This is a genomic window from Kitasatospora sp. NPDC059648 (assembly GCF_042734825.1).
In the GTDB taxonomy this organism is placed as follows: Bacteria; Actinomycetota; Actinomycetes; order Streptomycetales; family Streptomycetaceae; genus Kitasatospora.
Genome location: NZ_JBHWDU010000135.1, coordinates 1 through 13,271, shown reverse-complemented (window position 1 = coordinate 13,271; position 13,271 = coordinate 1). Strand labels below are relative to the sequence as shown.

General features: G+C 73.6%; 8 protein-coding genes. All 8 read right to left on the bottom strand.

Features of this window, described 5'->3' with window-relative positions; all coding sequences use genetic code 11:
- Positions 1 to 373 precede the first annotated feature (373 nt).
- Positions 374 to 1,501, bottom strand: a complete 1,128-nt coding sequence (locus tag ACFV1W_RS38255) for an NADH:flavin oxidoreductase (RefSeq protein ID WP_380421928.1) — start codon at positions 1,499 to 1,501, stop codon at positions 374 to 376.
- Positions 1,502 to 1,643: 142 nt separating this feature from the next.
- The gene (locus tag ACFV1W_RS38250) at positions 1,644 to 3,086 is read right to left on the bottom strand and encodes a leucyl aminopeptidase (RefSeq protein WP_380421926.1); all 1,443 of its coding nucleotides are present in this window, start codon (positions 3,084 to 3,086) and stop codon (positions 1,644 to 1,646) included.
- The gene (locus ACFV1W_RS38245; protein ID WP_380421924.1) at positions 3,083 to 5,614 is read right to left on the bottom strand and encodes a hypothetical protein; all 2,532 of its coding nucleotides are present in this window, start codon (positions 5,612 to 5,614) and stop codon (positions 3,083 to 3,085) included. The genes ACFV1W_RS38250 and ACFV1W_RS38245 overlap by 4 nt, the downstream gene beginning before the upstream one ends.
- 303 nt (positions 5,615 to 5,917) lie before the next feature.
- The gene (locus tag ACFV1W_RS38240; protein ID WP_380421923.1) at positions 5,918 to 7,060 is read right to left on the bottom strand and encodes an aminotransferase class V-fold PLP-dependent enzyme; all 1,143 of its coding nucleotides are present in this window, start codon (positions 7,058 to 7,060) and stop codon (positions 5,918 to 5,920) included.
- Positions 7,057 to 8,298 carry an MFS transporter gene (locus ACFV1W_RS38235; protein WP_380421921.1) on the bottom strand — a complete coding sequence of 414 codons (1,242 nt, stop codon included), beginning with the start codon at positions 8,296 to 8,298 and terminating at the stop codon, positions 7,057 to 7,059. Before ACFV1W_RS38235 ends, ACFV1W_RS38240 begins: the two co-directional genes overlap by 4 nt.
- Positions 8,299 to 8,370: 72 nt before the next feature.
- Positions 8,371 to 10,629, bottom strand: a complete 2,259-nt coding sequence (locus ACFV1W_RS38230) for an HAD-IIB family hydrolase (protein ID WP_380421920.1) — start codon at positions 10,627 to 10,629, stop codon at positions 8,371 to 8,373.
- A 40-nt stretch (positions 10,630 to 10,669) separates the two neighbouring features.
- Positions 10,670 to 11,629 (bottom strand): carbohydrate kinase family protein, encoded by a 960-nt coding sequence (locus ACFV1W_RS38225; protein WP_380421918.1) that lies wholly within the window; start codon positions 11,627 to 11,629, stop codon positions 10,670 to 10,672.
- Positions 11,630 to 11,883: 254 nt separating this feature from the next.
- A complete protein-coding gene (locus tag ACFV1W_RS38220) occupies positions 11,884 to 12,636 on the bottom strand; it encodes a G1 family glutamic endopeptidase (RefSeq protein ID WP_380421917.1) in 753 nt (250 codons plus the stop codon).
- Positions 12,637 to 13,271 lie beyond the last annotated feature (635 nt).

Here is a 13,271-nt window from a genome sequence, read left to right as displayed (position 1 = left end):
AAGTGCCCCCCGCGGGCTCCCCCACCCGGCAACCGCACCCGCCCCGCGGCCCCCGGCACGGGCTTCCCGCTGGGCCCGGGGGGGGTGGGTTAGGTGGCGCGTACCCCCCCCCCACTCCGGTCTCATGTCCGTACGGGTGTTGCGGGGTGGAGGAGCGCTAGGTGCGGCTGGCGGTGATGCGTTCGGCGGCCAGGATGCGGCCGGTCGCGGTCGTCGCCGGTGACGCGCGCGAGGATCGTCGCGAGCGGGCGGACCCTGGCGCAGCCGCTCCAGTGGCATTCGGGCCGGACCGCTGACGCGGCACGGGCTGGCCGCCAGAAGCGCCCCGGGGCCTCCCGGTCGGGCCTCCGGTGAGGGGGCGGGGGCCGGGAGGTCAGCTCAGGCTGCGGATCGCGGACGCGTCGTAGGGGCGGAGGTCGGCGAAGCGGCCGCCGAGCACCTTGGCGGCCCACTCCGGGTCCTGGAGGAGGGCGCGGCCGACGGCGACGAGGTCGAACTCGTCGCGCTCCAGGCGGTCGAGGAGGTTGTCGATGCCCTGGAGCGGGGAGTCCTGGCCGGCGAAGGCGGTCAGGAAGTCGCCGTCGAGGCCGACGGAGCCGACGGTGATGGTGGGGCGGCCGGTGAGCTTCCTGGTCCAGCCGGCCAGGTTGAGGTCCGAACCGTCGAACTCGGGCGTCCAGTAGCGGCGGGTCGAGGCGTGGAAGGCGTCGACGCCGGCCTCGGCGAGCGGGGTGAGGATCGCCTCCAGCTCCTGGGGGGTTGCGGCGAGGCGGGCGTCGTAGTTCCCCAGCTTCCACTGCGAGTAGCGGAAGATGACCGGGAACGCGGGCGAGACGGCCTCGCGCACCGCGGCGACGAGCTCGGCCGTGAACTTCGTCCGGGCGACCGGGTCACCGCCGTAGGCGTCGGTGCGGCGGTTGGTGCCGGCCCACAGGAACTGGTCGAGGAGGTATCCGTGGGCGCCGTGCAGTTCGACGCCGTCGAAACCGATCCGCTCGGCGGCCGCGGCGGCCTCGGCGAACGCCTGGACGACGGCGTCCAGGTCGGCCCGGGTCATGGCCCGCCCCGACCCCTCGGTGCCGTCCAGCCGGATGCCGGACGGGCCGACGGCCGGGGCGCCGGCGAAGGGCGGGTCGTTCTGGTCGCGCACCATTCCGACGTGCCAGAGCTGCGGCACGATGGTGCCGCCCGCCGCGTGGACGTCCTCGGCGACGCGGGCCCACCCGGCCAGCTGCTCCTCGCCGTGGAAGCGCGGGACGTCGTCGCTCTGACCGGCGGACTCGTGGCCGACGTACGTTCCCTCGGTGACGATCAGGCCGACGCCCGCGGCAGCGCGCCGCGCGTAGTACGAGCGCACGTCCTCGCCGGGCACGCCGCCCGGGGAGAACTTGCGCGTCATCGGCGCCATCACGATGCGGTTGGGCACGGTCAGCCCGTTGATCGTGACGGGCCGGGACAGGATCTCGGTCGCGCGGGAGGCGGAGGGCTCAGTGACGGTCATGGGGATTCCTCGCGGATGGCGGTGGATGTGCCGGGACGTTAACGGTTGCCCGTGCCAACCATCTCGGCTGCCCCCGCATTTCGTCCGCCGCCCGGGACCCGCTGTGATCCGCGCCACTTCTCGCCGCCGCGCCCACCGGGGGTCAGGCGGGCGGATGGGGGGAGGTGGTGAGGAGCTCGGCGAGGGTGCGGACGCCGAAGCCGGTGGCGCCGGCGGGCCATTCGGCGTGGTCGGTGTCGGATAGGGCGGTGCCCTGGATGTCGAGGTGGGCCCAGGGGATGTCGGGCGGGACGAACTCGCGCAGGAAGTGGCCGGCCAGCAGGGCGGTGCCGTGCCGGGTGCCGAGGGTGTAGTTGACCAGGTCGGCGATCCGGGAGCGGAGTTGGGGCCGGTACGCCTCGGGGAGCGGTAGTGGCCAGAGCGGTTCGCCGGCGCGGGCGCCGGCTGCGCGCAGGCGGTCGGTCAGGGCGTCGTCGGTGCTCATCAGCGCGGCGACCCGGCGGCCCAGGGCGATCGCGGCGGCGTCGGTGAGGGTGGCGATGTCGATGATCGCCTGTGGCCCGGTCTCGGCGGCCAGGACGAGCGCGTCGGCCATGATCAGGCGTCCTTCGGCGTCCGCGTGGCAGATCTCGACGGTGGTGCCGTTGCGCATCTCCAGGACGTCCCCGACCCGGATCGGATCGGCGTTGGGCATGTTCTCGGTGAGCGGCAGCCAGGCGTCCACCGCGACGGGGCAGTCCAGCGCGCCCAGGACGGACATCGCGCCGAGGACGGCGGCGGCCCCGGCCATGTCGGCCTTCATTCCGGCCAGGTGCGCGTTGGGCTTCAGGGACAGGCCGCCGGCGTCGAAGGTGACGCCCTTGCCGACCAGGGCGATCCGTTCGGTCCAGCGGCTCGGCCGGTAGCCCAGCTTGACCAGCCTGGGCGGCACCAGGGAGCCGCGGCTGACCCCGAGCAGCCCGCCCAGCCGCTCGGCGGCGATCCGCGGGCCGTCCCAGACCTCGCAGTCCAGCCCGGTGTCGGCGGCGATCCCGGCGGCGCGTTCGGCGAAGGCGGGCGGGGTCAGGGCCTCGCCGGGTTCGTTGACCAGGTCCCGTGCCAGGAGGACGGCTTCGGCCAGCCGACGGCCCTCGAACATGCCGCGGGCGGCGTCCGGAGTCTCCGGGGCGAGCACCTCGACGAGCTGGTCGGTCGGCGCGACCGCTCCGCTCCGGTACCGGGTGAACCGGTATCCGCCGAGCAGGTAGCCCTCGACCAGCGGCCGCAGGTCCGGGCCCGGAGGGTGGACGGCCAGGTGCCGGTAGGCGGAGACGGCGCGGGCCAGCCCGGCCGCCGCGGCCCGGATCGCGTCCCGGTCCAGCCGGGCCCGCGGCCCGACGCCGAGCAGTACGGTCACCGGAGTGCCGGGCAGCTGCAGCACCTGGCCCACCTCGCCGCCGAACCCGGTACCGGCCAGGTACGCGGCGGGCAGGTCGGCGGGCGGCTCGCCGGCCCACACCGGCCGCACGACGGCCTCGGCGCCTGCCCCCGCCTCGGAGCCCGTCCCGGTGCCCGTCTCCGGGCGCAGCACCCAGGTGACGCTCACGGCCGCTCCCGTCGGGCGGCGCGCCGGGCCGCTCCCCAGGCCTCCAGGTCGGCCAGGTACGTGCGGGCCAGCTCCTCCATGCCGTTGGCCGGGCCGACGGCCGCCCAGCCGCGGGCCGCGGAGATCGCGTACGGGTCCAGCCGGAGGGCCTGGAGGTAGCAGTCCTCGGCGAGGACCGGCTGGCCCGCCCGCCGGAAGCACTCCGCCGCCGACGCGTAGCCGAACGCGGTGGAGACCGGGCCGAGCCGGGCGGTGCGCAGGTAGCTGTCGGCCGCCTCCCGGGGCCGGTCGCGGCGCAGCAGGCCCTCGGCCACCTCGATGTGGGTCTTGGGCTCGTACGGGTCCAGGGCCAGCGCCTCCGCGACCAGCAGGTCGCCCCGTTCGTCCTCGCCGAACGCGTAGCACTCCTTGGAGCGGCTCTCCACGCAGGCCCGCAGGTTCTCCCGCTTGAGGAACTCCTGGTACGGCCCCTCGGCGGGCACCGCCCGGGCGAGCTCCTCGGCGCGGTCCATGTCGCGGGCCAGCAGGTCGCGGTCCCGGGCCATGAACGGCACGAAGCTGACGCTGCGGTAGAACCGGCTCTCCGCCATCGTCTTCTCGAACTCGGAGCGGTCAGGGTCCGCCAGCAACTCCTCCATCGCCCGGGCGCCGATCTCCCGCCAGCGCGTCGCCTCCTCCAGCGAGCGGGTCTCGCGGGCGTGGAACACCACCGCCACCACGGCGATGACGAACCGGAGGTGGGTCGGGCAGGCCGGGTGCTCCGCGATGGCGAAGGAGGTCTCCGGCGTGGCCACCACCCCGCTGCCGACGGAGGCGACGTAGCGCACCAGGTCGCGCCAGTGGTGCAGCCGCAGTTCGGCCGGGGTCCGGAGCCGGTCGACCGGCACGGCGGGGATCAGCTCCAGGACCAGTCTGGTGAAACCGAGCCGGTACAGCACCATGGCGATCTGCTGCTGCCGCTCGGGCTCGCAGCCCTCGAAGTCGTCCAGCCATTCGCACAGCCGGTTCCAGCGCGGCGTGCGCAGGTGCTCGGGCAGCTCGGCGGGGTGTTCGACCGCGAACTCGGTCAGCCCGGACTCGCGGATCAGGTTGCCCCGGAAGGCCGGCGGCATGAGGCGCTGCCAGTTGACCTCGGCCCGCCCGTTCCCGCGCTCGGCGAACTCGTAGGCCAGGCTGGGGAGCCGGGCGTACAGGCCGGGGGATTCGGACTCGCCCAGGTTGAAGTAGGAGGCGTACATCCGGTAGTGCCAGTTGTTGGCGTACGGCCGTTCCCGGTCCCGGGTGGCGGCGCGTTCCGTCAGCTCGGCCAGGGGGTGGTCGCCGTCCCGCCGGCAGGCGTCGAGCAGCGCGTCCCGCGTGGCGCCGGCGCGCGGTGCGGCGCGGAAGGCCCGTTCGTTGAGCACCCGGGCGAACTCGGTGTGCCCGAGCTCGCGGGCGCAGTCGGCGGCCCGCAGCAGGGCGAAGCCGGTGCCGAAGGGGCCGAGCCGGGCGGCGTGCAGGTAGCCGGCCAGCGCCTGTTCGTGCTCGCCCGCGCGCTCGTGGGCCTGGGCCGCCTGCATCCGGATCTTCACGTCCGACGGGTCGAGGGCCACGCCCTCCTCGACGGCGGCGCGTTCGGCCTCGGTGTCGCCGATCCGCACCGCGATCTCCAGGTGCCGGTCGAGCAGCCGCCGACGGGTCTCCAGCAGGACCAGTTCGTCGTCCTGATCGGGGGCGGTCAGCTCGGCGACGCTCGCCCGGACGTCGGCCAGCAGCGCCCGCGCGCTGCCGAAGTCCCGCTGCCGCTCGGCGTACATCACCTCGCGCAGCGCCAGCCGGGCGGTCAGGACGGTGTGGGTGAAGCGGCTGAGCTCGCCGGCGATCTCCTTGAGCAGCTCCCGGGCGCGGCCGAGGAAGAGGGGCGCGGCGGAGCCGTCCCCGGCGTGGCGGGCGAGCAGGTAGCCCCACCCGGCCACCGCCTGGACGTGGGCGACGGTGGGCGCGGGGTGGTCGGCCAGCACCCGGTAGGCGGCCGTGGCTCGCTCGGAGAGGCCCTCGGAGCCGAACAGGGCAGCCGCGCGGGCGGCCTGTACGGCGGCCGTCACCTCGTCCTGGCAGGCCGTCGGATCGAGGTCCTCCGGGACGACCTCGAGGACCGCGGCGGGGAGGCAGACCGCGACCAGCCAGTGCGCGAGGCCGGCCCGGTCCAGCTGGTCCAGCTCGGCGTGCCGCCGGTACGCCTCGGTCATCCTCCGCCAGGCGGGTGATGCCAGCTCGTCGGGCAGGTCGGTCGGGACCGCCGCCCGGTAGGCGGTCAGCCGGGACTCCTGCACCAGCAGCCGGCGGTAGCTCGCGGGCATCGTCATGCCGAACCGCAGCGCGCCCGGAGAAGGGTTCTCGAAACGCCGGGCGGCGAGGACCGCAGACCGTGCCTGAATGACCGTGGCCGGTGATCCGGCGCCGTCGAAGTACGGGCGGTGCACCTCGAAGGTGAGCCAACTCGGCGCGTTGACCCCGACGATTCCGTGACTGAATTCCCACCGGTTCACGCGGTAATTCCTCTACTTTTCGGGATCCAGGCTCCGGGGATCGGCAAGATGCCCCGCGATGGAATTCCGGACGTACCCGGAATTCCATCGCGGGGTATTGGTGGAGCGCCGGGATCAGACGCCGGCGTCGTCGATCAGACAGGTCCAGCAGTCCGCCGCACCAGTGGTGATCTCGACCTCGTCCTCCAGGGACTCCCAGGTCTCGTAAGCCATTTCGCAACCCCTCTCTTTTCACGGGCCGGCCCGGATATCCGGACCGGCGAAGCGGTTGAGCGTTATTCTTGGCGAACCGGAACAGTGCCGTCAAGGCTTGTGCACGGCAAGCTCGGCGAGAATCGCCGCCACTTCTTCGTCGGTTGTCCAGAAATGCGGGGAGACGCGGACCCAGCCGTCCGGAACGGAAACGTGTATTCCGGCCGACGCCAATCGCCGGACGATCTCCGCCGCCTCCGTCCGGCCACCGGAGAAACTCACCACGCCCGAGCGGCCGGCGCCGTCCGGGGGGAGCGCCGGCCGGTACCCGAGCCCGGCGATCCCGGTGCGCAGCCGGTCGGCCAGGGTGCGCACCCGCTCGGCGACCGCGGTGATGCCGGTCTCCTCCAGCTCGGCCAGGGCGGCGGCGAGCCCGGCCATGCCGACCAGGTCGTACATCCCGCCCTCGACCCGGGCGGCCGCGGCCCGCTCGGGCAGGTCGTAGCGCAGGTGTCCGGGCCCCTTGGACACCTCCGCGGCGCCCTGGTAGCCGAACCAGCCGGTGGGCGTGGTGCGCAGCAGTTCCAGGCGGTCGGCCCGGCAGTAGAAGACCCCGGTGCCCGGTGGCCCGCACAGCCACTTGTGCGCGCCCGCGGCCAGGAAGTCCACCGGGGTCCCGGCCACCGACAGCGGCAGCGCGCCGAAGCTCTGTACGGCGTCCACGCAGACCAACGCCCCGACTCCGGCGGCAAGTTCGCAGATCCGGTCGAGGTCGCAGCGGAAGCCGGTGGCGAAGTTGACGTGGCTCACCGCCACCAGACGGGTGGCCGGCCCGACGGCCGCCGCCACGTCCTCGATCCGGTAGCCGCCGTCGCGCATCGGCACCCAGACCGGCTCGACCCCGTGACGGCGCAGGCGAAGCCACGGCCGTACGTTGGCCGGGAAGTCCCGGTCGAACAGCACGACCTGGTCGCCCGGGCGCCAGTCCAGCCCGTCGGCCACCAGGTGGATGGCGGCCGAGGTGTTCGGGACGAAGGCCACCTCCTCGGGCGTGCAGCCGAGCAGCCGGGCGGCGGACCGCCGGGCGGCGTTCCGGGCGCCGAAGAGGGGGCCGACCCTGGCGCTGCCGTACGGAAGCACCTCGTCCACCGCGGTGCGCATCGCGGCGACGGCGGCGGGCCGGAGCCGTCCCAGCCCGGCGTAGTCGAGGTAGACGTCACCGGCGGCGGTGCCGTGTCCGCGTGTCCCGCTCATGAGGCCGCCCGGACCGTCCCGGAGGCCCGGGCCGCGCCGACCGCCATCCAGCCGGCCACCAGCAGCGGCACGCCGTGCAGCAGCAGCACCCACTGCGCCACCCAGGACGGCTGCAGCACCAGGCTCGTGACCAGCAGGCCGGCCATGAAGCCCGTGTTGACCGTGATCTGGGACAGCCCGAAGGCCCTTCCCCTCCGCCCGTCGGGCAGTTGCTGGAGGGACTGCTTGTAGGTGATCTCGCTCAGCGCGTCGCCCAGTCCGGCCCCGGCGGCCGCCAGCAGCCGCGGCCACCAGCCGTCGAGCCAGAACACGCCGATGAAGCCCAGCGACATCACCATGGTGGCGACGCAGTACACCGGGGCCGGTGCGCGTTCGACGAGGCGCTTGGCCAGCGGACGCAGTACGAAGCTGGCCAGTAGCAGCCCGGCCGCCCAACTGCCCCACACCGCACCGGAGACCACGGCGGGCTCGGCCGGGCGCAGCTCGGTGCCCAGCAGGGGCAGCCCGACGTGCTGGGAGGCACTGCCGAACGCGTCCAGCCCGCGCAGCACGACCAGGCCGGCCAGTCCGGCGGCCACCAGAAGCGGCCAGGCGCCGGAGCGGTCCCGGGCCGCGGCGGCCGGGCCGTCCGGCTCCCGCATCCGCAGGCGCAGTGCGAGCAGCACCGCCGCGGAGAGCGCATAGCTGGACGCGTCCAGCCCGAACACCCAGCGGTACCCGGCCAGGGGGACCAGGACGGCGGCGAGGCCCATGCCGACCATGAAGGCCACCCCCTTGAGGCCGGCCAGCGCGCTGTTCACTGCCGGGGTGCGCGAGCCGGCCATGACGGGCGTGGCGGCGGACAGCGTGGCCTCGAACACCGAGCGCCCGGTGCCGATCACCATGACGGCCGGGTACAGCCACCAGTTCTGCACGCCCGTCGGCAGGAGCGCCAGCAGGCCCAGCATCAGCGCCCGGGCGAGGTCGGCGCCGATCATCACCCGACGGCGGTCCCAGCGGTCCCCGTAGCGGTGCCCGAGCCGGCCGCCCACGATCGCACCGGCGTACAGCGCAACGCTGACCAGTCCGGTCTCCAGGGTCGACCGGCTGTGCTCCCAGACGAAGACGGACAGGCAGATGAAGTCGAGCGCGTAGCCGATGTCCGAGATCGTCTTGGCGGTCAGCAGGACCACCAGTTGACGGCGACTCGCCGAGGCCGCCTGCCGTGCCGCTTCGGTGCCGGCCATGACGGCGCCCATGACGTCTCAACTCCCCGGTTGTGTGAGGGCTGTCATGATTCCCTCACCAACCCTCCACGGGCAAGAGGCAGTTCATGAGAACGCTCGGACCGGCCGCGGACCGCACACGGATCGACGGAGTCGGGCCGTCGGTGCGGCGGTGCCGGGGGCGCAGGTACGGATGCCATGGACGATCCGGGCGGCCCAGTCGGCGGGGCGCTCGTGGCCGAGGAGCCGGGAGAGCCGGTCCATCCGGGCGCGCCGTTCGGCGGGGCCGAGGTCGAGGGCGCGGGCGAGGACGGTGCTGAGGTCGTCGCGGGAGCGGGGGTCGGTGAGCAGGGCGGCCGGACCGAGCTCGGTGGCGGCGCCGGCGTGGCGGGAGAGCACCAGGACGCCCGGGCCCGGGCCGGTGCGGGGGTGGGGGAGGGCGGCCTGGGCGGCGGTGAACTCCTTGGCGGTGAGGTTCATCCCGTCCTGGAGGGAGGTCACCCAGAGGACGTCGGCCGCCAGGTACTCGTCGACCACCTCGGCGGCGGACAGGCCGCGGGGGAGGTAGTCGACGGGCTGCCAGTTCCCGCTGCGCCAAGCGGCGTTGACGGCCGCGACGCGATGCTCGAGGTGGTGGCGGGTGGTGTCGTAGGCGGTGATGCCGGGTTCCGGGGGCGGGCAGACCAGCCGGAAGGTGAGCCGGCCGCGCAGGTCCGGCCGCAGGGCGAGCAGGTGGTCGATGGCGTCGACCTTCTGGATCGGGGCCTTGGCGTAGTCGAGGCGTTCGACGGACAGCACCAGCCGGCCGGTGGCCGGGCGGCGGTGGGGCGAACGAAGGAGGGGCGCGCGGAGGCGGGCGAGCTCCTCGACGGCCGGCCGGTCGATCCCGAGCGGGTGGACGGCGGTCTGCGGCGGGTCGGACCGCCCGGCGAGCGTCCGGCGGAAGCGCTCGGCGAAGTCCTCGGTGTGGAAGCCCGCCCAGTCGAGGCAGCCCAGCGAGCGGCGCAGCTCGTCGGCCACGGGCAGGGTGGCGAAGACCTCGGGGGACGGGAAGGGGGTGTGGTGGAAGATGCCGGTCCTGAGGTCGGGGCGGAGGCGGCGCAGCAGGCCGGGGACCAGCCACAGGTTGTAGTCGTGGAGCCAGACGGTGGCGCCCGGCGCCGCCTGGCCGCTGATGTGCCCGGCGAAGCGTGCGTTGACCGCACGGTAGTCGGCCCAGGCCCGTTCGTCATGGACGGACCGGTCCGGTTCGGACATCAGCACCGGCCAGAGCGTCTCCTTGCACGCGCGGTGGAAGTAGCCGTCCCAGACGGCGGTGTCCAGCGGCACGGGGGACAGCGGCAGGGCGGTGGGCTGCGGGTGCGGGGCGAGCCGGTCGCGGCCGGTCAGCGCGGCGACCCAGATGCCCGGCAGGCCGTCGGCGAAGGCGCTGCCCAGGGTGGGCAGGATGCCGTTTGGGCTGCGGGGCGGCTGCCAGCGCTCGCCGTTCCAGTGGAGCGGGGGGCGGTGGTAGGCGACCACGAGGGAGTGTCGGCCTGCGCCGTGCCGCGAGCCGGGGGCGGGGTGCCGGGGGGCGGGGATGCGGTGCCGCGAGCCGGGGGCGGGGTGCTGGGCACCCGGGTTGGGGTCGGGGCCGGGGTCGGGGTCGGAGGAGAGCCAGCCGAGTTTCCGGAGCGCCGTGTGGATGCCGCCCGCTCCGGCCCGGTCGGCGCGGTGGACGAGGGGGTCCTCGGCGAGGGTGGCGAGCAGGGCGGGTTCCGCCCCGGCGACGACCACGGCGTGGGTGCCCAGGCGGAACAGCGAGAGGTCGTTGAGCGAGTCCCCGGCGACCAGTATGTGCTCGGGCCGCCAGCCCAGCTTCGCGGCCAGGGCGCGGAGGGCGTTGCCCTTGGAGGCGTTCTGCGGAAGGACGTCGAAGTAGCGGTCGGCGGAGTACACCCAGGTGCAGCCGAGCGCTTCGACTGCCGCGGTGAGCTCGTCGGTCAGCCCGTCCGGGGCCAGGTGGTAGGAGCAGCGGCCGTGCTGGACGACGCCGTGCTGGTAGGCGAGCGCGGGGAAGCGGTGCAGTGCGGCGCGGACCAGGTCGTGGCCCGGCCAGCCGGCCCGCAGCTGTTCCTGCACCGGGTCGACGGGGGAGAAGTCGGTGCCGTCGACGACGGTCGCGCCGACGTCGGCGATGATCCACCGCGGCCGTGGGACGAGAGGATCGCCGAGGACCTCACGGATCGAGGACGGTCCCCGGCCGGTGGCGAAGACCGTCGTCACCTCCGGGTGACGGGCCAGGGCGTCCAGTAATCGGGTGCGATCGTGCTGCGTGCCGCCGAGCAGTGTGCCGTCCAGATCGGTGACCAGAATCCTCGACATCCGAGGGACGCTAACACGATCACGTCCGGGGGTGAAGTGTTCACCAAACGTTGGTAGTTGCCCGGGATGGCGGGTGCGGACGGCGGCCGAGGCGGCGGTCGAGTTCCACGGCGTTCAGGGCCGCGCTGGAGCCCGGGCCGGTGGTCGCCGCAGCGCCGCAGAGCGTCGCCGCGGCGAGGCAGTCGGGCAGGCTCCAGCCGTTGAGCAGTCCGTGCACCAGACCGGCGTTGAAGCAGTCGCCCGCCGCCGTCGGGTCGATGGCGTCGGCAGGGCGGACCGATGGGGCGTCGTGCCGCACACCGTCCCGGACCGCGACCGCGCCCCGTGCGCCGCGGGTGACCACGAGGGTGGGCACCAGAGTGGCGAGCGCGGCGATCGCGCCGTCAAGGTCGCCGGCACCGGTCAGGCGGAGGGCCTCCGCGTCGTTGGGCGTGAAGACGTCGACCATGGCGAGGGCCTCACGCACGGCCGGGTCGTCGAGCGTCGCCGGGTTGTCGTGGCAGTCCATGACCACCAGCGCGCCGAGCCGCCGCGCCGCTCGCAGGCCCGTCACCGTGGCGTCGTCGCAACGGAGTTGGGGCAGCAGCAGCACACGAGGGCGCAGCCGGTCGACCAGGGGCGCGAGCGGCTGGGCGTCGACCGGGTCCTGGAAGCTGACCATCGCCCGGTCGTCGGCGGAGGCGAGGGCGACGGTCAGGCTCCGGACCGGGAAGGGGTGGTGGCGGAAGGCGCCCTCGGCCAGCCCTTCCTGTCTGGCGCAGGCCAGCACGTGGGCGCTGAACAGGTCGGTACCGAAGTCCGCGCTCCACAGGACCAGCCGCCCCAGCCGGTTCAGCGCCATCGCCAGGGTGTACGCGCCGCCCGGCACCAGGCCGAAGCCGTCGGCGAAGACCTCCGTGCCCGGCCGCACGGGCCGGGCCAGACCGTGGAACACCAGATCCGCGAAGTACGCCCCGGAGACGAGGACTTCGCACGGTCGCACCGCTGGGTTGGTCTCCATCCGGTGAGCATACGGTCCGTGGCCCGGGTTCGGCGGACGGTTCGGCGATGGCCTTCGGCGGATGGTCGATCTCGCCCGACGAGGTCGTTGAACTACGCGTTCGGGGCGAGTTCTGGAACGCGCCCTTTGGTACCGCGAGGCCGATCCGTGGGCTCGGCGATGGGGCAGGCCTGCTGGGCTTCCTGGAACGGGGCCGCCAACTGACCGGCGGCGCCTAACGGCTCTGCCGTCAGGCGCCGCCGCCGGGGGAGCTGTCAGTTGTGCTGCCAGTTGTGCTGCCAGTTCACCGAGAAATCGGTGCCACCGGCGAGCGCGGTGGTGGTGGCCTTGGTGACGCCGCCCTCGGCCATGTCGATGCTCGACGCCTTGGCGGCGCCGAGGCTCTGCCCGTTGACGGTGGCGTCGGTGAAGCCGACGGTGTGGAAGGCGGCCAGCGGGAGGACGCCGAAGAGGCTGGACGGGGCTTCGACGATCACCTCGGCGGACGCCCGGGCGGCGTTCTTCAGCGTCTTGCGGACGCTGCGGGACCACCCCCGGGTGCTGTCGGTGAGGGCGAGCGTGAACGTCCCGGAGCCGTCGGTGGTGACGCTCGCGGTCAGGTGGTCGCCCGGCTCCACGGGGTCGCGCAGGTCGGTGGGGTAGGAAGGGAACATCTCGTACCAGGCTGAGTACACCGGGGAACCGCTGGAGCAGTCCGCCTCGGTACCGATCTGCTCGACGGTGTTGCTGCCGTCGCCGTCGAGGCCGACCCAGAACGCGGACCGGGTGTCGGAGTCGGTGCAGGTGACGGCCGGCTGGATCCAGTCGGCGCTGACGCTGGTGAACTTGCCGCCGGTGGCCACGTAGCCGCCCCAGTTGGAGCTGGTGCCGTGCAGCAACCCGTCGCCGTGGTGGTGCGCGGCGATCGGGGCCAGGACGGCGGCGGTGGCGGGGGCCGGTGAGGCACTGCCGAGCAGTGCCAGCAGGGCGGTGGCGGCGACGAGAGCGTGCCGACGGGCTTTGGGCATGACTAGTCCCTTGTGAGGGGGAAGAGTTGACCAAACGTCGACAAAGCTGGCGTCGGTGATGCGGGTTGACGGGCCGATATGGCGGCGGCGGATCCCGGATTCCCCTGGTCGGCCCAGTGCGGTGTGTGCGGACCCGCGGCCTGGTCGTGCGGCCGTGCGGCACCCAGGATGCCCCCGGGATTTGTTTCGAGCACCGGGGAGGGGTACTGTCTCCCAGTCGCTCGGCAGGGAGCACCGGACACGCAGTTCTGCGCGGACGGTCCCGGGGCGGCCAATCCCTTGGAACACCACTCCGGTCCGCGCCGGTCGTTCGCTTTTCGCGTCACGGCCCGGTGCTTGTCCGGCGTGCTCGGTTTACTGGATTGCGGTCGGACTCGCTGGATTCGCTTTTCGGAGCGGTGGTCGGCTAGAGTTTGGAACGTCGGACGGTGCGTCAAGCGCCGGAAGACACCGGCGAGTTGGATGACGAAGGCCCGGAAAACGGAGCGGAAAACGTCTGATAAGCTGGAAACACGAAAGAACGAAGCGCCCGGAGGGCCTGCTGGAAGGCGGTCCGAAGGAAGTGTCCGTTCCTTGAGAACTCAACAGCGTGCCAAAAGTCAACGCCAGATATGTTGACATCCCCGGCCTCGGTC

Bases quoted from the DNA above. Each gene is read 5' to 3' on its own strand.
- ACFV1W_RS38240 (WP_380421923.1), bottom strand. From the start codon at position 7,060: ATGAGCGGGACACGCGGACACGGCACCGCCGCCGGTGACGTCTACCTC.
- ACFV1W_RS38230 (WP_380421920.1), bottom strand. From the start codon at position 10,629: ATGTCGAGGATTCTGGTCACCGATCTGGACGGCACACTGCTCGGCGGC.
- ACFV1W_RS38225 (WP_380421918.1), bottom strand. From the start codon at position 11,629: ATGGAGACCAACCCAGCGGTGCGACCGTGCGAAGTCCTCGTCTCCGGG.
- ACFV1W_RS38235 (WP_380421921.1), bottom strand. From the start codon at position 8,298: ATGGGCGCCGTCATGGCCGGCACCGAAGCGGCACGGCAGGCGGCCTCG.
- ACFV1W_RS38255 (WP_380421928.1), bottom strand. From the start codon at position 1,501: ATGACCGTCACTGAGCCCTCCGCCTCCCGCGCGACCGAGATCCTGTCC.
- ACFV1W_RS38220 (WP_380421917.1), bottom strand. From the start codon at position 12,636: ATGCCCAAAGCCCGTCGGCACGCTCTCGTCGCCGCCACCGCCCTGCTG.